Source organism: Nautilia profundicola AmH (assembly GCF_000021725.1).
Lineage (GTDB): Bacteria > Campylobacterota > Campylobacteria > Campylobacterales > Nautiliaceae > Nautilia > Nautilia profundicola.
Window position 1 is genome coordinate 258558 of sequence record NC_012115.1, and the last position, 20506, is coordinate 279063.

The following is a 20506-nucleotide window of genomic DNA, read 5'->3' on the forward strand; positions in this document are numbered from 1 at the left end:
AAATTTAAGGAAAGTTTAAGGAAGGGGGTAGGGAATCTTACTGAAACTCAATAGCCCATATCGCGAAGAAAAACACAAGCATTTCGGTTATATAGAGTTTCCATTTGGGCTGGATTTTATACAGTTCCCCTTTTATCTGCTGGTATTCGCTGTAAGTTAGGGTGGTGAACATCCTTTTGATAACCGTATCGATATAATCGTCCCTGTCATCTGTCCTTAGAGCGATAAAAAGATGCCTGTAAATCATAAAAAGCTCAATCATTGCGATAATTATAAGCGTAATATCGACTATTTTAAGAGCAATCATTTCGATGATGATTATTTCGAAAATATAAAAAATTATCGTGTATCCTATAAGAGGGTAGTGGTTTTTCAGGTAATATAGCGCAAAGAGTTTATCCGCAGCGGATTTAATACCGAATTTCTCAAGCGTATAGATCCTGAAACCTATAAGAAGTACTACGATCAGTTCGGTTAAAAGTTTGATATCCATTAATGTCCTTGAAAATATAGCTTGTATGTTGTCGCACAGAATACGAATATATACCATACAAGCAGGAATTTTTTATGATGTTTCGGGCTCATTGCGTGGTATAGTCTGATACCGAAATATGTGCCTATAAGTGAGGCGAGCCCGATTGTAAAACCTTTGGAATAATCGATATGTCCGGCAAGACTTTGAGAAATAAACCCTGAAATAGATGAAAACACGACAAAAAATAGGCTCAGACTCACCGTCGTTTTAAGTCTGTAATGCAAGAACCCTACAAGTATAGGTGTGATTAATATTGCACCCCCGACTCCAACGCTTATAGCTATCATTCCTACAAAAAGTCCAATAAAAAAGAGCTTTTTGTTATCAATCGGAGGTTCGTCTTTCGGTTCCGGGACTGTTATGAAAAACCTGACAATAGCGATAAACACAAGTGTGAGGAATATAAACCCGAGTATTTCTTTTGAAGTGTGTTTTACGATATATCCGCTGAGGCTCGCACCGAGTGCTCCTCCTATTGCTAATGATAAGCCGTTTTTGATTTTTAAAAGACCTTTTTTGTAATTGAGGTATGAACCGTATACGGAGCTTAACATCATCTGGGTTACGCTTATGCCTATGGCTTCTTTAAATCCGAAGCCCAAAAACAGTAAAACAGGCACAAGTACGGTTCCACCCCCAATTCCGAAAAAACCTGAGGCGAAGCCTACGAAAATTCCAATAATTACGGCACTTATCAAATCAAGCCTTTTTTGATAAAATTATATCATAGTAAAATTTAGTAAATCTAAAGGGAGAGGATGTTTAATATTATTAAAGAAGCCGTTAAAAACTTTATGGATTCGATTGAAGCAAAAGCCGATGAATGTAATGAAGAGCTTGGTAATGGGTTTGTTAGTAAGATTGCGATAACAGGGGATGAAAATTATGATATATATATTATAGTACCTCATGAAAAGCTTTCTTATATAGCGAATTATTATTTCGGGGATGATGACTATGATACGGAAGATTTAACAAAAGAGATAGCAAATCAGATTATCGGAAATGCAAAAATAATAGCTGCCGAAAAAAATATTAATTTTGATATATCGGTTCCGGAATTTTTAGGAGAATTTGATAAAAATATCGAATATGACGATATGTTATCATTTAAATTTAACGGAGATAAATGTTTTTATATCCTGTTTAAGGGGAAATAATGGAAGAAAAAAAATTAATAGAAGAAGATATTGAAGAATTTATTCCCGATTATTCGAATCTTTTAGATACTGAGGTGCTTTTTGAAAGCGATTTAGGTAGGGTAGATATAACATTAAGAGAAATACTTGCGCTTCAAAAAGGAAGCGTAATTGATTTGCAAAAGCCCGAAGGTGAGAGTGCGGAAGTTTATATAAACGGTCGTATCATAGGAAAAGGCGAAGTAATGGTTTATGAAAAAAATCTGGCAATTAGGCTAAATGAAGTACTTGATGCAAATCAGCTTATATATTATTTGACAAAAGAAACATAAAATTGCTTAAAGTAAGCAAAATAGCTAAGGAGCGTTTGTGAAAAAAATTATTTTTTTATTATTGGGGGTATTAGTATTTGGAGCTAACTTAATTAATGTGAATTTTTTTGAAGGTAAAAATAAACTCGATGTACTGTTTTCACTTGATGACGCATTCAAAGGTAAAGTAAAACAGATATCTAAGAATTCATATATTTTAACAGGTATAAATACGGATAAGGTCATTCAAAAAGAATTTAAGAAAAATTTTATAAATTCTATTATAATTTCGCCTGAAAAAAACGGAGTTAGAATCGATATAACTTCCAATAAAAAAATAAAAACATCGGTAGCTCTTACTCCTGACGGATATGGGGTTAGGTTTAGAATAATAAATGCAAATCCGGTGGTAAAAACGACAAAAGCCGAAAATATTAAAAACATGACAGCTCAGACTCAGGGACTTGATATGCTTTCATATATTGTCGGAATAAGTATACTTATAATTCTGGCTTTTGTATTATGGTTTATTAAAAGAAAAGCGGTTCATCTTCCTAAACTGAAAGAAGATATGAAAGTGCTTGCGCAAAAACCGGTTGATGCAAAAAATAAAATTGTGCTTTTTGATTATCAGGGAAGAAAATATCTGATGCTTATAGGAAATACGAATGTTTTGCTTGACGTTTTTGTAGAAGACGTGGCAGTACCCAAAAACGAAGTTGAGTTTGACGAAATGCTGAAACTGAGTAAAAAATACGGAAATATAGAAAAATATATACAAAACGCTGAAAAATTAAAGGAGTTTGATGAAAGAATTTGACGTAATTGTTGTCGGTGGAGGACATGCGGGGATTGAAGCCGCGCTTGCACCTGCCAGAATGGGTAAAAAAGTACTTTTACTTACCATGCTTGTAGAACAGATAGGGGCAGCCAGCTGTAACCCCGCAATCGGAGGTCTTGCAAAAGGACATCTTGTAAAAGAAATAGACGCACTCGGCGGTGAAATGGCGCTTGCTACAGACCATGCGGGTATTCAGTTTAGGGTCCTTAACGAAAACAGAGGTCCGGCTGTAAGAGGAAGCAGGGCACAGATAGACATGGACAGATATAGAATATATATGAGAACGGTTTGTCTTAATACCCCAAATCTTACAGTGGCTCAGGAAATCGTTGATGAAATACTCGTAAAAAACGGCAAAGTGGTCGGAGTTAAAACAAACCTTTTAAACGAATACAAAACAAAAGCTCTTATTCTCACAACCGGAACATTTATGAGAGGGATTATGCATTTTGGTCCCGTTAAACTTGAAGGAGGAAGATTTCACGAACTTCCTGCTAAAAAAATCTCTAAATCGCTTGAAGATTTGGGATTTAAACTTGAAAGACTTAAAACCGGAACGACTGCGAGAATTGACGCAAGAACTATTGATTTTTCAAAAATGGAAATTCAGCCGGGTGATGAAAACCCTAAACCTTTTTCTTTCAGAACGGATAAAAAAACGTTTAATCCTACTCAGCTTCCGTGTTACATAACATATACAAACGAAAATACCCACGATATTATCAAAAGCAACTTCCACAGAGCCCCTCTTTTTACGGGTCAGATTGAAGGTGTGGGGCCGAGATACTGCCCGAGTATCGAAGATAAACTGAATAAATTCCCTGATAAAGAGCGCCATCACGTATTTGTGGAGCCTCAGACTTTGGAAGCCACGGAATATTATCTAAACGGACTTTCGACTTCTCTTCCTATGGATGTTCAGGAAGACTTTATCCATTCAATCCCGGGGCTTGAAAATGCTAAAATAGTCAGATTCGGATATGCGATTGAATATGATTTCATACAGCCTACGAATCTGAAACATTCACTTGAAACCAAAGAAATCGAGGGACTTTTCTTTGCCGGGCAGATAAACGGAACGACAGGATATGAAGAAGCGGCGGCGCAGGGTATAATGGCGGGAATCAACGCCGCACTTAAAATAGACGGGAAAGAACCAATTATTTTCAGAAGGGATGAAGCGTATATCGGGGTTCTTATTGACGATCTGGTTACAAAAGGAACGAACGAACCTTACAGAATGTTTACGAGCAGAAGCGAATACAGACTATTGCTCAGAGAAGATAACGCAATTTTAAGACTTGCGGATTACGGGTATGAGCTTGGAATTTTGGATGATAAGACGTATGAGAGGGTGCAGAAGTTAAGGGAAGAAATAAACAGGGGAATGAAAATCCTGAATGAAACGTTTGTAACGCCAAACAAACAGATAAATGCAATGCTTGAAGAAATGGGTGAAGAGAAAATCCAAAGCAAAATGGAAATAAGAAAAATAGCCGGGCGTCATACGTTCAACAGGGAAAAACTTTTAAAACTCGCACCCGAATTTAAAGATTTCAGCGAAGATGCGCTTGAGCAAATACTGATTGACGCAAGATATCACCATTATATAGAAAGACAAAAAGCACAGATTGACAAAATGAAAGAGATGCTAAGTGTAAAAATCCCTGAAGATTTCGAATACAAAGGAATTCCGGGACTCAGCCGAGAAATTGTCGAAAAACTTGAAAAGTTCAGACCTCCTACACTCTTTGCGGCCAGTGAAATAAGCGGTGTAACGCCTGCTGCGATCGATATTATTCATATGTATATCAATATGAGAAAAAAGAAAAGTTGACAAAATTTATCTTTTTTATATAATTGCTAAAAAAGGAATTTAATGACATATATTTATGTATATACTGCTGATAAAGATAAGTTTGAAAGAATTAAAAAAGCCGTTGAGGTTGCAAATACTCTTCCTGAAACTCCGGTGTTTTGCGTAAACGATCTTGAAGCTATTGAGGAAGTTAGAAAAAACGGCTATAAAGCCATGAATGTGGATGCCCTGCAGGATCTTTTTAACTTAAGTGACGGAAGCGATACGTTTTATATCTTAACACCCGAAGATACGACGTATCTAAAAGCCGCGTTTGCAAACGTAAAAGAAATTAATTAGGAGAATTTGGCATGGAAAACAAAGAATTAAATACTGAAAACAACATTCAGGAAGAAAAACCGTTTAATTTCGGTAAGTTTATATTCGGAATATTTATTGGGCTTTTGATACTGACTGGAATTATTATTATGGTTCCTTACTTTTTAATGAAGTAATATCAAAATAAAACCTGCTTCCCTTTCCTTTTTCACTTTCGATTTTAAGATGTGTTTTATGGATTTTTAAGATCTTTTCAACAATTGCAAGACCGAGTCCCAAAGAGTTGTCCCATTCGTTTTTTGCTATGCGGTAGAATTTTTGTTTGATAAGGTCTATTTCTTTTTCATTAATGCCTTTTCCTTTGTCTATTACCTCGAAATTTTCGTTTATATTTACGGTTATTTCATCTTTTGAATATTTCAGTGCGTTTGAGATGAGGTTGTAAATAACCACTTCTATTAACGTCTTGTCGGCAAAAACAGTCGTTTTTCGGCAGTTTAATTTAATTCTTTCACTGTTGAAACTTTCAATTATGTTCTTTGCCGTTTCGCAGAGATCGAACTGAGTAAATTTCACCTTTACTTTTTCGTTTTCAAGCCTTGTAATAAGATAGAGCCTGTCTATAAGCTCACTGAGTCTTAGGGAGTTTTTTTGGATTTTATGTAAAAATTTATCGTTCATATCTTTTGGGAGTTCGTTTGAGAGGATTGTTTCTATGTATCCGTTTATGATTGATATCGGGTTTTTAAATTCGTGAGAAATGGCGGATATGAGTTCGTCTTTTGAAGAGTTCAGGATTTTTAGTTTTTTGTTTTCTTTTTTAAGTTTTCTGTTTTCTTCTTTTAGTTTTTCAAGCTCTTTTAATTCTTCCGAAAAAAAGATTTTTTTTAAAAAATTCTCAATTCTCAATTCTCAATTCTCCATTTCTATTTTAACTTTTCATTTTCCATTTATTTAAGTTTGTATCCCACGCCTCTTACGCTTTCGATAATGTTTCCGATTTTGTGGTTTAGTCTGTTGATGGCGACGTTTACGCTTTTTTCGTTTGTGCTGCCGAGCTCATCCATGATTTCGGAGCGGCTTAGGGTTCTTTTCTGGTTTTTAAAAAACAGTTCCAAAAGTCTGAATTCCGAAGGCGTAAGTGGAATGTCGATGTTTTCGTGTGTAAGGGTTCTGCCGTTTAGGTCAAGGTGATAATCTTTATATGAAACGACACTTGCTGATATGTTGTAGCGCTTCAAGACCGCCTTTATTCTTGCGAGCAGTTCTTTCATTTTAAAAGGTTTGGTTATATAATCGTCCGCACCTCTTTCGAAGCCTTCGACTATGTCGTCTTCATCCGCTTTTGCGGTTAAAAATATTACGGGTATTTCGTAACCTTCCTGTTTTAGATCTTTTACAAACACACTGCCTTCAACTCCCGGAAGATTCCTGTCTACTATAAGCAGATCTGGGTTTTCTTCAATTATGAAGTCTTTTACCTTTTTTGTATTCGTAAAGCCTACGGCGTCGTAGCCGTTTTGCTGAAGGGTAAATTCAAGAAGTTCCAAAAGATCTTCTTCGTCTTCAATAATCGCAATTGTTATCATTATCACCCTTTTAAAATTTTAGATGTTTTTAATTTTCCATTTTCCATTGTAACATTTTACATTTATAATTCGAGTCCTTCTTTCGCAAACAGAAGATATGACGCAATCGTTTTGGAGCTGTCGCTGATTCTTTCAAGTTTTTTTGCTATGTTTAGAATTTTGAGGATTTCATCCACATTGTCTTTTTGTTTTACTTCAAGTACAAGCTCTTTATATATTTCATCGGCTATTTTTTCATAACTTATGATAGTAGAATAGGCATCTTCTATAGTGTCGCCTTTAACGGCGAGTTTTAGTACGTCTATTGTTGAAATGGCGTTTTGGTAAAGCGCTTCGATTTTTTCGTCTTCAAAGTCGTATTTTTTGATAAACGCCTTTGTTGATTTTTTGATTTTTGCAAGGAATGAGCTTATTTTCAGATATGCCACAACTTCACGCAAAAACTCTCCCTGCGGATGAAAGAGAGCCAGAAACTTAATAACTTCGTTATCGAATTCTTTGAGGTCTATTAAGAAAAACTCTTCTGTTAGTTCTTTTTTCTTAAGAGATTCTTCAATAGCTTCAATATAGCCTACGAATTTGGCGTTAATGTTGTTTAGTGCCTTTTCAAAAGAGCTGAGCATTTCAATTCCTTTTTTCAAAATTATATCATTAATAAATATGGCGGTTTGTTATCTAAATGTTATCTAATGTTACCGAAATGTTATCTTTGTGTTTTACAATTTCGAAAACCAATTAAGGAGAATGAATGAAAAAGTTAATTTTAGGTGCGGTGATTGCCGTAAGTTCATTTGCGTATACAATTAACGGAACGGGGGCAAGTTTTCCGTATCCTGTATATAAACAGTGGATAAAAAGCTACTATGAAGCTACGGGTAACAAAGTAAACTATACTGCAACGGGAAGCGGTACCGGGATTAAAGAGGTTGCATACAGACATGTGGCTTTTGGGGGGAGTGACAAGCCGTTAACTCCTGCGACGCTTAAAAAAGCGAAACTTTATCAGTTTCCGACGGTAGTGGGCGGAATTGTGTTCGGATACAATATTCCGGGTGTAGAGAATCTGAAACTTAGCGAAGCGGCAATTAAGGGAATAGTACTCGGTACAATCAAATACTGGGATAACCCGTTAATCGTAAAATACAATCCAAATGAAAAACTTCCTCACAAAAAAATTATTTTCGTTCACAGAAGCGACAGATCGGGAACAACTTTTAACTTTACTTATTATTTAAGTAAAATGAGCAAAACATGGAGACATAAATTCGGTGCGAGAAAACTGATCAACTGGCCGACTGACGCAGACGGAAGAGGGATTGCCGGTAAAGGAAACTTCGGTGTAAGTGCCGCAATTAAAACAAACGACTACTCTATCGGATATGTGGATTACGCGGATGCCAAGAAAAACGGACTTAAAATGGCTACAATTCAGGCTGCGGACGGCAAGTTTGTAGCTCCTACACCTGAAAATTTCGCCGAAGGAGCGAAATATGCCGGGTTTGATCCTAAAAAAGACTTTTATAAAATAATCGCTTATCCGAAAAAAGGATACCCTATTATCGCATCTACATTCATTCTCGTACCGCAGGAAAAAATAGATACGGACAAAAAAGTAACCGCGTTTTTTGATTATGCATACGGCAAAGGTGACGAAGCGGCGAGCAAACTCGGATATATCCCGCTTCCTGCGAGTGTAAAAGATCAGATTAGAAAATACTGGGCTGATAAGGGTATATCACCAAAATAAAAGGTCTTTAAAACCTTTTTTATTTTTAATACAATAACAAAAATAAAGGCGGTGTATGGAATCGATTTTCAGGAAACTTTCTTCACTTAGCGCTACACTTATTTTAATACTGCTCTCGGCAATATTCGTCGTTTTGTTTTTATACGCAAAACCGGCTATTAAAGAGTACGGGCTTCATTTTTTAATCGATCCGAGATGGGATGTTACCGTTGAGGTAAACACACCGAAAAATACGGATAAAATCCAAAAAGACAAATCCGTTACCGCCTCTTCAAACGATACGATACCTACAGACAGTGAAGATATTGCGGTTCCGACAGACAGTGAGGATATTGCGATACCTCAGGATGACGAAGATATAGCAATTCCTCAGGATGACGACGACATTGCGGTACCTCAGGATAATGATGATATAGCCGCTGCCGGGGATGTACAAGCAGAAACTAACGTAAAAACCGTTTACGGAGGACTTATTCCGATTGTGGGTACGGTGCTTTCTACAATACTTGCTATGCTTTTTGCGGTGCCTATCGCCATGGGAATTGCCATATTTTTAAGTGAAATCGCACCTCCTTTTATAGCGAAACCGGTGGGAATAGCCATTGAACTATTAGCGGCGATTCCGAGTATTATTTACGGAATGTGGGGGCTTTTTTATTTCGGGCCTCTTGTTGCGGACGTATTTGGCGGAAGCAGCGTTTCTTTGCTTGTGGCGGGAATGGTGCTGGCCGTGATGATTATTCCGTTTATGGCAAGTCTTACAAGAGACAGTATGAATACGACTCCGAATGTTTTGAAAGAATCGGCTTACGCCATGGGCGCTACGAAATTCGAAGTGATTAAAGATGTTATTTTCCCGTATGCAAAGCAGGGGATTATCGGAAGTATGATACTCGCACTCGGAAGAGCGCTCGGTGAAACAATGGCGGTTGCGTTTGTGATCGGAGGGGTTTTCAGTTTTCCTCATAAACTAACAGACCCGACCGTCTCCATTCCGGTGGTTCTTGCAAACTCGTTTGCAGAAAGCAGCGGTATGAGTCTGAATGCGCTCTTTTACCTGGCGCTTATTTTATTTGTAATTTCATTTGCCGTTATAAGTTTTGCTAAATTTTATTTTCTTAGGGAGAAAAAATGAGACTGGTTATTAATAAAATCGTTTTACTGCTTTCAACACTCAGTGCGGTTGTGGGTCTCGGGTTTTTGTTTTGGATCCTTATTACCCTAACGATCAAAGGCATAGGTGCAATTGATTTACATATTTTTACAAACGACCTGGTAAACAACGGACTTAGAAACCTGCTTGTCGGGCAGTTTATACTGGCGCTTATTGCGGTTATTATAGGTGTGCCTATTGGAATGATTGCCGGGATTTATCTTCAGGAGTATTCATTCGGAAGCAAATATGCCGAGTTTATCAGAAATCTGAGCGATGTTATGATGTCTGCGCCGTCAATCGTAATAGGTACGTTTGTATATGCGATCGTGGTAAACCCTATAGGGCACCAGAACGGCTGGGCGGGTGCTATTGCGCTTGCGATTATGATGATACCGATTGTGGTAAGAACAACCGACGATATGCTCGGACTCGTTCCAAAAGAATTAAGAGAAGCCGGAGTCGCAATAGGCGCTCCTAAGTATAAGGTTATTTTCGATATTATTATAAAAGCGGCGAAAGTGGGTATAATGACCGGAATTTTGCTGGCTTTTGCAAGAATAGTGGGTGAGACCGCCCCACTTCTTTTTACAAGCGGAAACAGCGAATATTTTACGCTGAATCTAAATGATACGTTTCCGAGTTTAACGGTTGCTATATACAACCTTGCAACCATGCCAGATGTCGAGCTTGTAAGAATCGCATGGGCGGGTGCGTTTATACTTACGCTTTTTGTTTTGATAATCAATCTGCTTGGAAGATATATTATAAAAGACAAGAAATAACTAAGAATGGAGTAATAAGAATGGAGAATTTCAATAATATGAAAGTAATGGATATAAAAAATTTCAGCTTTACATACGCCGGGGCGTCTAAACCTTCGCTTAAAAACATTAATCTACCTATTTACGAAGGAAAGGTTACTGCGCTAATCGGTCCCAGCGGATGCGGTAAATCGACACTTCTTAGAAGCCTTAACAGAATACACGACCTGTATCCGGGCAATAAATACGAAGGCGAGATTCTTCTTAAAAACTTCCAAACGTCAGAGATGGAAAACATACTTGAATTTAAAAAAGAAAACGAGCTTATAAATCTTCGCCAAAGAGTGGGTATGATTTTCCAAAAACCCACACCGTTTCCGATGAGTATATACGACAACATAGCTTACGGACTCAGACTCAAAGGCATTAAAAGCAAAAGCGAACTTGACGCAAGAGTGGAAGACGCCCTAAAAGGCGGGGCACTTTGGAATGAAGTAAAAGACAGGTTAAACGACGACGCAAGGGGGCTTAGCGGTGGGCAGCAGCAAAGACTCTGCATTGCAAGGGCTATTGCGGTTGAACCTGAAGTGCTTTTAATGGATGAGCCGACAAGTGCACTTGATCCTATTTCAACGCTTGCCATTGAAGAGCTTGTTACACAGCTAAAAGATAAAGTTACAATAGCAATCGTAACCCACAACATGCAGCAGGCAAGCCGTATAAGTGATTACACCGCTTATATGTACTTAGGAGAGCTGATAGAATTCGGAGAAACGACTCAGATCTTCCTTAATCCAAAAGAAAAACACACTGCTGATTATATTGCCGGAAAATTCGGCTAAAAAAATAAAGATAATATTAATCTTCATTTACATCTCTCTTTTCTTTTTGTAAAATTCCTTTAAAAAAAAGAGGTTAACATGGAACTCCAAACCGTCTCTAAAATAGAAAAAAAAGCAAGAAAATCCGCAGGTATTGATTTGATGCGTTTAGGTATCGCTTTAATCTTTATTGCGGTTGTTGTAATTTACACTTACGCAAAAACGGGAAGCGTACCTAACAGTCTTTTTTTAGTGATAGCTACGGTTTTCGGTGCTTATATGGCGATGAATATCGGTGCGAACGACGTTGCGAATAACGTAGGTCCCGCAGTCGGAAGTAGGGCACTAAGCCTTACGGGCGCTATTATAATCGCCGCTGTGTTTGAAGCGGCAGGTGCTCTTATCGCCGGTGCGGATGTAACCAATACGATTAGGAAAGGTATTATTGATATAGCAGCATTTAACGGTGATGTTAATATTTTCATCTGGGCGATGATGTCGGCGCTTCTTGCCGCAGCTCTTTGGCTGAACCTTGCTACTGCTTTCAAAGCTCCTGTTTCTACTACACACTCAATCGTAGGTGGTGTAATGGGTGCGGGTATTGCCGCTGCCGGCTTTAGTATAGTGCACTGGGCTACAATGGGTAAAATTGCCGCTTCTTGGGTGATTTCACCGGTACTTGGCGGTATAATAGCAGCAGGATTTTTATATGCGATTAAAAAAACGGTCGTATTTAAAGAAGATATGGCAGCAGCCGCAAGAAAATGGGTTCCTATTTACGTTTCAATTATGACATGGGCGTTTGTTACGTATCTGACTATGAAAGGTTTAAAACACGTTTGGGTAAATATTACGGATGTTTTAAGCTTTTTACCTCATACTAAAAAACCAACATTCGGTGTAGCTGCAATATTCGGCCTTATTTTAGGGGTGGCAGTTTATTTTATAATGGTTGCAAAACTTAAAAAAGAACAGATAATTAATACAAGAGAAGGGATCAACAGATATTTCACAGTACCTCTTATTTTTTCAGCTGCACTTCTTAGTTTCGCTCACGGTGCAAACGACGTTGCGAATGCGGTTGGTCCGCTTGCGGCAATTTCGGATGCAGTTTTAAGCGGAGGTATTGCGAGTAAGTCGGCTATTCCTTTTTGGGTAATGGCTATCGGTGCGCTCGGTATTTCGATAGGCCTTGCTCTATATGGACCGAGACTGATTAAAACAGTGGGTGATGAAATTACAAAAATAGACCCGATCAGAGGATTCTGTGTGGCACTTGCTGCAGCTATTACGGTTATTATCGCTTCACAGCTCGGGCTTCCTGTAAGTTCTACGCATATTGCGGTAGGTGCGATTTTTGGTGTAGGATTTTTAAGAGAGTGGCTGCATCTTGTAGAACAAAAAGAAGATGAAATCGAAAAAGAAATAGAAGAAGCGGAAAAAAGACTAAAAGCATACGAACTTGAACTTGAAGACCTGCAGCAAAAAACTGATAAAAGTAAAGAAGATTACAAAAGAATAGTAGAGCTTATTGAAGTTACGGAAGAACTTGAAAAAACTATAAAAAGATTCAAAAAAATCCTTAAAAAAGAAGAAAAGGTAAAATACGTAAAAAGAGATCTTTTCAAAAAAATTATTGCAGCGTGGATTATTACCGTACCGGTTGCAGCAGTTCTTGCGGCAATGATATTCTTTATGATTAAAGGTATGATGCTGTAATTAATGAAAAATTTAAAATGTTTAAAGGAAAATGAGATTTCATTTTCCTATTTCATTTAATTTTTTACTAAAAGTGTCTGTCACTATGATAGGTAGGGTGAAGAAAAGTAGAGGAAAGAGGGATAAATTAAAAATGGACAATGAAACAATGGAAAATAGATGATGAAGAAAAGAAGGTTAACGAAGATATAAAAAGTAAATGTAACAAAGGATAAAAATAAAGATTAAACTAATTTTATTAGCGACTATATTTATATAGTGACAGACACTTAACTATTATCAGTATTGATTGTTTAAAATTAGTATAAGACATTATTATAAATATCCATAATAGACATCGGCCAATTGATATTAGGCACTATGTATTGTGAGGTGAAGAGAAGGGATGAAAAAGTATAAATGGAAAATTAGACAATGTAAATTGATTAATATGAATACATAAAATTGCTGCAATAATCAATGCTTTAGTAGAAGATACTGTTAGCAAGTATCGGTCATTTAGTGTCAAGCATTACAAAGGGTGGCGAGATGGTGAAGATGAAAGTAAGGGAAGAGGCAAATGGAAAGGAAAGAGGATTAGATTGGGTAAAGAAAATGAAGAGGTTAACAAAGATATAATGAACCGAATGTCAGACACTATGTGTTTTTTTAGAAGCTGAATTCTTATAATAAGACATAAATGAAAATACCCGCTTTGTTATAATTTCAAAAACTCTAAAGGATATTAATGAGAATAGTTTTTATGGGAAGTCCCGATTATGCGGTTAAAATATTGGATGAGCTTAATAAAAGATATGATATTGTAGCCCTATATACCCAGCCTGACAAACCGGTGGGCAGGAAAAAGGTTTTAACTCCGACACCTGTTAAAAAATACGCCCTTGAAAATTCTCTTGAAGTTTTTACGCCGTCAAGTTTAAGAGATGATGAAATAATTGCAGGTTTAAAACCTGATTTTATTGTAGTGGCGGCGTACGGTCTGTTGCTGCCTGAAAAGATTTTAAACATTGCTCCTTGTATTAACCTGCACGCTTCACTGCTGCCTAAATACAGAGGTGCAAGTCCTATTCAAAGTGCAATTTTAAACGGGGATGAGTACACGGGAGTTACCGCAATGCTTATGGATGTGGGGCTTGATACGGGAGATATATTAACGTGGGATTACACAGAAGTGGGACGTAAAACAAGCATAGATCTTTTTAATGAACTCGCTGTTATTGCCGCAAAACAGACTCCTTTTGTAATTGATAATTTCAGTAAAATAAAACCTTTGAAACAAATAGATGCATTTGCAAGCTATTCTCCTAAAATTAAAAAACAAGACGGTTATGTAACATTTGAGAGTGCTTTAATAATAGACAGAAAATACAGGGCGTTTCAGCCGTGGCCGGGTATTTACTGTGATGCGTTTAAAATAAACGAAATGGAGCTTGTTGATACTGATTCTGTTAATAAAGCGGGAGAGATTTTGGAAATAAACGACGGTGTAGTGGTGGGATGCGCCAAAGGTAAAATTAAGCTGCTAAAAATCCAGGTTCCGGGCAAGAAGGAAGTTAAAGCTATAGATTATGTTAACGGAAAACGTTTGAAAGCGGGAGATAACATAATATAGAATGGATAATGGACAATGGAAAATGGAAAATTACAAATAATTTATTTGGAAGAGGTAGATTCTACCCAGAAATATTTAATTGAAAAGATTAAAAAAAATGAAATAAAGCCGCCCGTATGTATATGGACGGATTTGCAGACAAACGGTATAGGCAGTCGTAATAATAAATGGGTAGGGAAAAAGGGTAATCTTTTTTTCTCTTTTACTTATGAAAAGGATAAATTCAAAGATGTACCTATGCAGAGTTTATCTATATATTTTGGATGGTTGTTTAAAAAAATATTGAATGAGCTTGGAAGCAAAGTTGTAATGAAATGGCCTAATGATATATATTTGGTGGAAAATACGGCTTTAAAAATAGGGGGCGTTATTACAAACATAACCAAAAATTATATAATATGCGGAATTGGTCTGAATTCACAGTTTGCTCCTTCGGATGATTTTGGTCGTTTGGATATTAATATAAAAAATGATAAAATTCTTCAAAGGTTTTTTTCAAATCTGGAAAAAAACATATCCTGGCAATCGGTTATAAAAGAATTTAAAACAGAGTTTGAAAAATATAAAGATATTTTTTCAATAGACGGGGAATTAGATATTGACGGAAGTTTAAAAATTCAAGAAAAAAGGATATATTCAAAGCGATGATAGAAATTATATCTGTAGCTAATCAAAAGGGTGGGGTAGGAAAAACTACTACAGCAGTAAATCTTGCGGCATCTATTGCAATAACGGAAAAAAAAGTATTACTAATCGATGCTGATCCTCAGGCAAATGCAACCTCTTCATTAGGATTTTTAAGAAGTGATTATGAATATAGTTTGTATCATGTTTTGATAGGTAGTAAAGATATTAACGACACTATTTTAAATACTTTAATTCCTACACTCGATCTGGTTCCTTCAAATATCGGGCTTGCGGGAATCGAAAAAGAGAGCGAGTATCTTGACAAAAAAGAGCTGACACTTAAAGAAAGAATTAAAGAGCTGAAAGAAGATTACGATTACATAATAATAGATACACCTCCGATGCTCGGTACTATAACAATTAATGCACTTAGTGCGAGTGACAGTGTAATTATTCCGATACAGACGGAATTTTTTGCTCTTGAAGGGCTGGCACAGCTTCTAAATACAATTAAACTCGTACAAAGAACTAAAAATCCGAAGCTTAAAATAAAAGGCCTGCTTCCTACTATGTTTAGCAAAAGCAACAATCTTTCAAAACAGGTCTTTCAAGATCTTATCAATCACTATTCGAGTAAACTTTTCAAAAACAAAAAAAGCGGAAAATATATTTATATTCCGAGAAATGTAAGACTTGCAGAAGCACCGAGTTTCGGTAAACCCGTTATACTTTATGATATAAAAAGCTCAGGTGCTCTTGCATATGAACTGCTTGCAAAAACCATAATAGAGGAAGCGGAACAATGAAAAGATTAGGAAGAGGGCTAAGCTCTATACTTGAAGACGCGGAAGCCGGATATTTAAAAGAACTGCCAAGCCGCGGGGTGGAAGAAATAGAAGTCAGTAAGATAAAACCGAATCCTTATCAGCCAAGAAGAGAATTTAATGAAGAAGCTATTAACGAACTTGCAAACTCTATAAGAAAATACGGTCTTTTACAACCAATTGTTTTAATAAAAGATGAAGACGAATATATCTTAGTGGCAGGAGAAAGAAGACTCAGAGCAACTAAACTGCTCGGAGAAGAGTATATAAAAGCTATAGTTGTAGATTACTCTAAAAACGATTTGAGAGAATATGCGCTTATTGAAAATATACAAAGAGAAGATTTAAACCCTATTGAGGTTGCATATTCGCTTCAGAGTCTGATTGAAGAACACGGTTACACTCATGAAGAACTTGCAAACGCAATATCCAAAAGCAGAAGTTATGTTACGAATTTACTCAGGATATTAAATTTACCGGAATTTGTTCATGAAAAAATAAAAAGAGGCATTTTAAGCGTAGGGCATGCTAAAGTATTGATAGGTCTTGATGATGAATTATTAAAAAAAGTTATAGAAGAAATAGAAAAAAAATCTTTAAATGTCCGTGATACCGAAAAACTGATTCAAAGATTAAAAAATCCGAAACCGGAAGCGGAAGATATTCCTATTGACAAAAGAGTGATAGAAATAGCGGATAAATTCAAAAAAATCGGATTAAAAGTAGAAATTAACAAAGATTCTATTAAGATTAAGTTTAAAAATAACAAAGATTTGAAAAAATTAGAAAAACTTTTAAATGTAATCGGTTAAATTTATGTTAAAATTCCAAAAAAAGGAGAATTAATGCTTGACCTTAATATAGGTGTGATGCTCATAGAAGCCGGTATTTTCCTGGTTACACTGATATTACTGAAAATGTGGCTGTTTGATCCGTTGGTTAAATTTATGGACGAAAGAGAAGAAAAGCTTAAAAAATCTCTTGAGATGATTAACGCTAATTCTGAAGATTCAAAAGAATTGGAAGAAGAAATTCAAAGGGTTTTAGCTGAAGCTAAAAAAGAAGCTAAAGCGATAAGAGATGAAGCAAGAGCGAAAGCTCAGGCTGAAGCTGCAGAAATGAAAGCTAAAAGATTAGCTGAAATCGAAGCGGCTAAAGAAGAACTTGCAAAAGAAATTCAGGCTGAAAAAGAGAAAATTTTAGCAGAGCTTAGTACAAGCAAAGAAGAGATTAAAACTCTTGTTGAAAACAAAATAAGGAATGCGGCATGAAAAAAGCATTATTAGTTGTGTTTTTAAGCGCTGTTGCATTTGCAAGTGAGGCGGCTGCGACAGGCGGGACGGATATTGTTGCAAGAACAATAAACTTTTTAATTTTCGTAGCGATTCTTTGGTATCTTGTAGGAAATAAAGCTATTACTTTTTTCAGAAACAGAAAAGAAGAAATCGCAAGTAAGTTTCAAGAAGTTGAGAATAAATTAAAAGAAGCAAAACTTAAAAAAGAAGAGCTTAAAGCTAAACTTGAAGAAGCTAAAATAAAAGCGACAGAAATTATTGAAGATTCTAAAAAAGAAGCAGAACATATTTATAATTCTATTTTAGAAGAAACAAAAGCTGAACTTGAAATGCTTGAAAAACATTTCGAAGAAGCTAAAATTGCTGAAATCAGAAAAGCAAAAAGAGAAGCAATTAAAGCATTTCTTGAAGATGTACTTAAAGATGTACATCTTACAAGTGAAGATGCGGCTAAACTTGTATTAAAGGTAGCATAATGGTAGTTGAAAAATACACAAAAGCTTTTTTAGCGTCTTTAAGTGAAGATGAGATTGCTAAGGCTTATGAAGCTATAGCGAAAATCGCATTAGTTGCAAAAGATGAGAAATTTATTTTAATTGTAAAATCACCTTTGTTAAGTATTGATGAAAAAATTGATGTACTTGCAAAAATTGCTGAATACGACAATCCTAAATTTTTAAACTTTTTAAGAATAATTCTTGAAAATAAAAGAGAAGATCTGTTCAAAGAAATTCATACGTCTTTATATGAAAAAGTTTCAAGACATTTTAATAGATACGCTGGTGTAGTTGAAGGTAATATAAGTGAAGCTACGTTAAAAGAAATCGAAGCTAAACTTTCTCAAAAGTTTAATGCTGAGATTCAGTTAACTTTGGACAAAAAAGATATTAACGGTATTAAAGTATTCGTTGATATCTTAAATGTTGAAGTTGCACTTAGTGAAGATAAAATCAAAAACGATTTAATAAACAATATTTTAAAAGCAATCTAAAAGAAAGGAGTATAAGTGGTACAAGAAATCACTTCGATAATCAAGGAAAGAATTGAAAACTACGACTTAAAAGTAGACGTAGAAGAAGTTGGTAAAGTAATTTACTCAGCTGACGGTATCGCTAAGGTATATGGTCTTACAAACGTAATGGCCGGTGAAATGGTTGAATTTGAAACTGGTGAAAAAGGTTTGGTATTCAACCTTGAAGCTGACAATGTTGGTGTGGTAGTTCTTGGAAAAGGAACTGATATTACTGAAGGAAGTTCAGTAAAAAGACTTGGAAAATTAATTTCAGTACCTGTTGGTGAAGCATTAATCGGAAGAGTTGTAAACGCATTAGGTGAGCCAATTGACGGTAAAGGTCCAATCGAAGCTACAGAATACAGATACGTTGAAGAAAAAGCACCTGGAATCATGGCAAGAAAATCTGTTCATGAGCCACTTCAAACTGGTCTTAAAGCTATTGACGCGCTTGTTCCAATCGGAAGAGGGCAAAGAGAGCTTATCATTGGGGACAGACAAACAGGTAAAACTACTGTTGCGCTTGATACTATCTTAAATCAAAAAAATGAAGACGTAATCTGTATTTACGTTGCAGTAGGACAAAAACAATCAACAGTTGCTAACATCGTTAGAATTCTTGAAGAACACGGAGCAATGGATTACACAATCGTTGTTAATGCTTCTGCATCTGAAGCAGCTTCACTTAAATTCTTAGCGCCGTATGCCGGTGTTACAATGGGTGAATATTTCAGAGACAACGGAAGACACGCTCTTATCGTTTACGATGATTTATCTAAACATGCAGACGCATACAGAGAAATGTCATTACTTCTAAGAAGACCTCCAGGAAGGGAAGCATATCCAGGTGACGTATTCTACCTACACAGTAGATTACTTGAAAGAGCAGCTAAACTTAACGACGAACTTGGTGCGGGAAGTTTAACAGCATTACCAATTATCGAAACTAAAGGTGGTGACGTTGCTGCTTATATTCCGACAAACGTAATTTCAATTACTGACGGTCAGATTTTCCTTGAAACTAACCTATTCAACAAAGGTATCAGACCTGCTATTAACGTTGGTCTTTCAGTATCAAGGGTTGGTGGTGCCGCTCAGATTAAAGCAATGAAACAGGTTGCAGGTAACCTAAGACTTGACCTTGCACAGTTTAGAGAGCTTGAAGCGTTCTCTCAATTCGCAAGTGACCTTGACGAAGCAAGTAGAAAACAGCTTGAAAGAGGTGAAAGACTTGTTGAGATTCTAAAACAGCCGGCATATTCACCATTACCTGTTGAAAAACAAGTTGTAATTATTTATGCAGGTACGAGAGGATATTTAGACGATATCGATACTAAATCAATTAGAAGATTTGAAGACGAACTATATCCGTTCATCGAAACTAAATATCCACAAATTTTTGAAAGCATCAGAACTAAGAAAAAACTTGACGACGAAACTGAAGAACTACTTAAAAAAGCATTAGAAGAGTTTAAGGCTGGGTTCGAAGGATAATAAATGGCAACTTTAAAAGAGCTAAAACAAAAAATAAGCAGTGTTAAAAACACTCAAAAAACAACAAGAGCGATGAAGCTCGTTTCTACCGCTAAATTAAAAAGAGCGGAAGAAGCGATTATGCGCTCAAGAGAATATGCAAGAAAAATTGATGAAGTTATGCATGAGATCTCAGCAAAACTTGCAAGTGTTAAAGATTCTATAGAACTTAGAGCATTTGCAAAAATTGAAAATGTTGAAAAAGTAGATGTAATAGTTATTACTGCAGACAAAGGTCTGTGCGGTGGCTTTAATATTCAAACTATTAAACAAACAATCAAACTGATTGAAGAACTAAAAGAAAAAAAAGTTAAAATCAGACTTAAAGTAATAGGAAAAAAAGCTATTGAATATTTCAAATTTGTCGGAATCGATATGTATGAAGAAGTAATAGGACTTAGTGCAGCTCCAAATTATGAAAAAGCGGCTGAGCTTATTCAAAAAAGCTATGAAGATTTCGTAAATGAAGAAATTGACAATATTATTACTATCCATAACGGATATGTGAACAAACTTACACAGCAGGTATATGTAAAAGAACTTTTACCTATAGAAGTTGATGTAAACGATTCTCAAGAATTTTTAGAAGTTGAACCTGATAACGATTATGAAACAATTCTTGAGACTTTAGTTAAAAAATATATTGAGTATTCACTTTATTATGCGCTTTTAGATTCACTTGCGGCAGAACATAGTGCAAGAATGCAAGCAATGGATGCTGCAACTAACAACGCAAAAGAAATGGTACATCAGTTGACACTTGAATTTAATAAAGCAAGACAAGAAGCTGTAACAAGAGAACTTATCGAAATCGTTACTGCAATAGAAGCAATGAAAAAGTAAAGGA

General features: G+C 36.0%; 25 protein-coding genes. 20 read left to right on the plus strand and 5 right to left on the minus strand.

Annotated elements, in window-relative coordinates:
* Positions 1 to 37: 37 nt before the first annotated feature.
* Together NAMH_RS01470 and NAMH_RS01475 are read right to left on the minus strand one after the other, a co-directional pair.
* Positions 38 to 493, minus strand: coding sequence for a hypothetical protein (locus NAMH_RS01470; RefSeq protein ID WP_015902713.1), 456 nt, complete (start codon positions 491 to 493; stop codon positions 38 to 40).
* Positions 493 to 1233 carry a sulfite exporter TauE/SafE family protein gene (locus NAMH_RS01475; protein WP_015902214.1) on the minus strand — a complete coding sequence of 247 codons (741 nt, stop codon included), beginning with the start codon at positions 1231 to 1233 and terminating at the stop codon, positions 493 to 495. Before NAMH_RS01475 ends, NAMH_RS01470 begins: the two co-directional genes overlap by 1 nt.
* 60 nt (positions 1234 to 1293) lie before the next feature.
* Between NAMH_RS01475 and NAMH_RS01480 the strand changes: the two genes are divergently transcribed.
* Genes NAMH_RS01480 through NAMH_RS01505 form a run of 6 tightly spaced genes read left to right on the plus strand, consistent with a single transcriptional unit; the run spans position 1294 to position 5139 of the window.
* Positions 1294 to 1695, plus strand: a complete 402-nt coding sequence (locus tag NAMH_RS01480) for a chemotaxis protein CheX (RefSeq protein WP_012663810.1) — start codon at positions 1294 to 1296, stop codon at positions 1693 to 1695.
* Positions 1695 to 2006, plus strand: coding sequence for a flagellar motor switch protein FliN (gene fliN, locus NAMH_RS01485; protein WP_012663604.1), 312 nt, complete (start codon positions 1695 to 1697; stop codon positions 2004 to 2006). The genes NAMH_RS01480 and fliN overlap by 1 nt, the downstream gene beginning before the upstream one ends.
* A 37-nt stretch (positions 2007 to 2043) precedes the next feature.
* On the plus strand, positions 2044 to 2805 hold the full coding sequence (locus NAMH_RS01490; RefSeq protein WP_015902230.1) for a hypothetical protein: 762 nt from the start codon (positions 2044 to 2046) through the stop codon (positions 2803 to 2805).
* Positions 2792 to 4663, plus strand: coding sequence for a tRNA uridine-5-carboxymethylaminomethyl(34) synthesis enzyme MnmG (mnmG, locus tag NAMH_RS01495; protein ID WP_012663822.1), 1872 nt, complete (start codon positions 2792 to 2794; stop codon positions 4661 to 4663). Before NAMH_RS01490 ends, mnmG begins: the two co-directional genes overlap by 14 nt.
* 42 nt (positions 4664 to 4705) lie before the next feature.
* Positions 4706 to 4984, plus strand: coding sequence for a hypothetical protein (locus NAMH_RS01500; RefSeq protein ID WP_015902292.1), 279 nt, complete (start codon positions 4706 to 4708; stop codon positions 4982 to 4984).
* Between the two features lie 11 nt (positions 4985 to 4995).
* A complete protein-coding gene (locus NAMH_RS01505; protein ID WP_015901722.1) occupies positions 4996 to 5139 on the plus strand; it encodes a hypothetical protein in 144 nt (47 codons plus the stop codon).
* Here the strand turns inward: NAMH_RS01505 and NAMH_RS01510 are convergent.
* The 3 genes from NAMH_RS01510 to NAMH_RS01520 all read right to left on the minus strand — a co-directional run bounded on the left by NAMH_RS01510 (position 5111) and on the right by NAMH_RS01520 (position 7175).
* Complete coding sequence (locus NAMH_RS01510; protein ID WP_015902506.1) at positions 5111 to 5872, minus strand: sensor histidine kinase; 762 nt, start codon at positions 5870 to 5872, stop codon at positions 5111 to 5113. The two genes, NAMH_RS01505 and NAMH_RS01510, sit on opposite strands and share 29 nt — an antisense overlap.
* A gap of 41 nt (positions 5873 to 5913) precedes the next feature.
* Positions 5914 to 6552: a response regulator transcription factor gene (locus tag NAMH_RS01515; protein ID WP_015902686.1), complete on the minus strand. Its 639-nt coding sequence runs from the start codon at positions 6550 to 6552 to the stop codon at positions 5914 to 5916.
* A 62-nt stretch (positions 6553 to 6614) separates the two neighbouring features.
* Positions 6615 to 7175 carry a PhoU domain-containing protein gene (locus tag NAMH_RS01520; RefSeq protein ID WP_012663663.1) on the minus strand — a complete coding sequence of 187 codons (561 nt, stop codon included), beginning with the start codon at positions 7173 to 7175 and terminating at the stop codon, positions 6615 to 6617.
* Positions 7176 to 7300: 125 nt separating this feature from the next.
* On the opposite strand from NAMH_RS01520, the gene pstS reads away from it, so the two are divergent.
* The 14 genes from pstS to atpG all read left to right on the plus strand — a co-directional run bounded on the left by pstS (position 7301) and on the right by atpG (position 20502).
* Positions 7301 to 8299, plus strand: coding sequence for a phosphate ABC transporter substrate-binding protein PstS (gene pstS / locus NAMH_RS01525; RefSeq protein ID WP_015902144.1), 999 nt, complete (start codon positions 7301 to 7303; stop codon positions 8297 to 8299).
* A 55-nt stretch (positions 8300 to 8354) separates the two neighbouring features.
* Positions 8355 to 9434, plus strand: coding sequence for a phosphate ABC transporter permease subunit PstC (gene pstC, locus NAMH_RS01530; protein ID WP_012663470.1), 1080 nt, complete (start codon positions 8355 to 8357; stop codon positions 9432 to 9434).
* Entirely contained in the window at positions 9431 to 10237 is an 807-nt protein-coding gene (pstA, locus tag NAMH_RS01535) for a phosphate ABC transporter permease PstA (protein WP_015902497.1), read from the plus strand. Before pstC ends, pstA begins: the two co-directional genes overlap by 4 nt.
* A gap of 20 nt (positions 10238 to 10257) precedes the next feature.
* On the plus strand, positions 10258 to 11058 hold the full coding sequence (pstB, locus tag NAMH_RS01540; protein WP_012663655.1) for a phosphate ABC transporter ATP-binding protein PstB: 801 nt from the start codon (positions 10258 to 10260) through the stop codon (positions 11056 to 11058).
* Positions 11059 to 11136: 78 nt separating this feature from the next.
* The gene (locus NAMH_RS01545; RefSeq protein WP_015902720.1) at positions 11137 to 12756 is read left to right on the plus strand and encodes an inorganic phosphate transporter; all 1620 of its coding nucleotides are present in this window, start codon (positions 11137 to 11139) and stop codon (positions 12754 to 12756) included.
* A 727-nt stretch (positions 12757 to 13483) separates the two neighbouring features.
* Complete coding sequence (fmt, locus tag NAMH_RS01550; protein WP_012663900.1) at positions 13484 to 14368, plus strand: methionyl-tRNA formyltransferase; 885 nt, start codon at positions 13484 to 13486, stop codon at positions 14366 to 14368.
* 15 nt (positions 14369 to 14383) lie between these two features.
* The gene (locus tag NAMH_RS01555) at positions 14384 to 15016 is read left to right on the plus strand and encodes a biotin--[acetyl-CoA-carboxylase] ligase (RefSeq protein ID WP_012663516.1); all 633 of its coding nucleotides are present in this window, start codon (positions 14384 to 14386) and stop codon (positions 15014 to 15016) included.
* A complete protein-coding gene (locus NAMH_RS01560) occupies positions 15013 to 15801 on the plus strand; it encodes a ParA family protein (protein WP_015901818.1) in 789 nt (262 codons plus the stop codon). Before NAMH_RS01555 ends, NAMH_RS01560 begins: the two co-directional genes overlap by 4 nt.
* Positions 15798 to 16631, plus strand: coding sequence for a ParB/RepB/Spo0J family partition protein (locus NAMH_RS01565; RefSeq protein ID WP_012663721.1), 834 nt, complete (start codon positions 15798 to 15800; stop codon positions 16629 to 16631). The genes NAMH_RS01560 and NAMH_RS01565 overlap by 4 nt, the downstream gene beginning before the upstream one ends.
* A 33-nt stretch (positions 16632 to 16664) precedes the next feature.
* Positions 16665 to 17090, plus strand: coding sequence for a F0F1 ATP synthase subunit B family protein (locus tag NAMH_RS01570; RefSeq protein WP_015902485.1), 426 nt, complete (start codon positions 16665 to 16667; stop codon positions 17088 to 17090).
* Entirely contained in the window at positions 17087 to 17590 is a 504-nt protein-coding gene (locus NAMH_RS01575) for a F0F1 ATP synthase subunit B family protein (RefSeq protein WP_015902491.1), read from the plus strand. Before NAMH_RS01570 ends, NAMH_RS01575 begins: the two co-directional genes overlap by 4 nt.
* Entirely contained in the window at positions 17590 to 18105 is a 516-nt protein-coding gene (locus tag NAMH_RS01580; protein WP_012663776.1) for a F0F1 ATP synthase subunit delta, read from the plus strand. Before NAMH_RS01575 ends, NAMH_RS01580 begins: the two co-directional genes overlap by 1 nt.
* Positions 18106 to 18120: 15 nt before the next feature.
* Entirely contained in the window at positions 18121 to 19620 is a 1500-nt protein-coding gene (gene atpA / locus NAMH_RS01585) for a F0F1 ATP synthase subunit alpha (protein ID WP_015902281.1), read from the plus strand.
* Between the two features lie 3 nt (positions 19621 to 19623).
* The gene (atpG, locus tag NAMH_RS01590) at positions 19624 to 20502 is read left to right on the plus strand and encodes an ATP synthase F1 subunit gamma (protein ID WP_012663621.1); all 879 of its coding nucleotides are present in this window, start codon (positions 19624 to 19626) and stop codon (positions 20500 to 20502) included.
* The last annotated feature ends 4 nt before the right edge of the window (positions 20503 to 20506 follow it).

Coding starts and splice junctions, on each gene's coding strand:
- NAMH_RS01470 (WP_015902713.1), bottom strand. CDS start 493: ATGGATATCAAACTTTTAACCGAACTGATCGTAGTACTTCTTATAGGT.
- NAMH_RS01480 (WP_012663810.1), top strand. CDS start 1,294: ATGTTTAATATTATTAAAGAAGCCGTTAAAAACTTTATGGATTCGATT.
- fliN (WP_012663604.1), top strand. CDS start 1,695: ATGGAAGAAAAAAAATTAATAGAAGAAGATATTGAAGAATTTATTCCC.
- mnmG (WP_012663822.1), top strand. CDS start 2,792: ATGAAAGAATTTGACGTAATTGTTGTCGGTGGAGGACATGCGGGGATT.
- NAMH_RS01500 (WP_015902292.1), top strand. CDS start 4,706: ATGACATATATTTATGTATATACTGCTGATAAAGATAAGTTTGAAAGA.
- NAMH_RS01505 (WP_015901722.1), top strand. CDS start 4,996: ATGGAAAACAAAGAATTAAATACTGAAAACAACATTCAGGAAGAAAAA.
- NAMH_RS01515 (WP_015902686.1), bottom strand. CDS start 6,552: ATGATAACAATTGCGATTATTGAAGACGAAGAAGATCTTTTGGAACTT.
- NAMH_RS01520 (WP_012663663.1), bottom strand. CDS start 7,175: ATGCTCAGCTCTTTTGAAAAGGCACTAAACAACATTAACGCCAAATTC.
- pstS (WP_015902144.1), top strand. CDS start 7,301: ATGAAAAAGTTAATTTTAGGTGCGGTGATTGCCGTAAGTTCATTTGCG.
- pstC (WP_012663470.1), top strand. CDS start 8,355: ATGGAATCGATTTTCAGGAAACTTTCTTCACTTAGCGCTACACTTATT.
- pstA (WP_015902497.1), top strand. CDS start 9,431: ATGAGACTGGTTATTAATAAAATCGTTTTACTGCTTTCAACACTCAGT.
- pstB (WP_012663655.1), top strand. CDS start 10,258: ATGGAGAATTTCAATAATATGAAAGTAATGGATATAAAAAATTTCAGC.
- NAMH_RS01545 (WP_015902720.1), top strand. CDS start 11,137: ATGGAACTCCAAACCGTCTCTAAAATAGAAAAAAAAGCAAGAAAATCC.
- fmt (WP_012663900.1), top strand. CDS start 13,484: ATGAGAATAGTTTTTATGGGAAGTCCCGATTATGCGGTTAAAATATTG.
- NAMH_RS01555 (WP_012663516.1), top strand. CDS start 14,384: ATGGAAAATGGAAAATTACAAATAATTTATTTGGAAGAGGTAGATTCT.
- NAMH_RS01560 (WP_015901818.1), top strand. CDS start 15,013: ATGATAGAAATTATATCTGTAGCTAATCAAAAGGGTGGGGTAGGAAAA.
- NAMH_RS01565 (WP_012663721.1), top strand. CDS start 15,798: ATGAAAAGATTAGGAAGAGGGCTAAGCTCTATACTTGAAGACGCGGAA.
- NAMH_RS01570 (WP_015902485.1), top strand. CDS start 16,665: ATGCTTGACCTTAATATAGGTGTGATGCTCATAGAAGCCGGTATTTTC.
- NAMH_RS01575 (WP_015902491.1), top strand. CDS start 17,087: ATGAAAAAAGCATTATTAGTTGTGTTTTTAAGCGCTGTTGCATTTGCA.
- NAMH_RS01580 (WP_012663776.1), top strand. CDS start 17,590: ATGGTAGTTGAAAAATACACAAAAGCTTTTTTAGCGTCTTTAAGTGAA.
- atpG (WP_012663621.1), top strand. CDS start 19,624: ATGGCAACTTTAAAAGAGCTAAAACAAAAAATAAGCAGTGTTAAAAAC.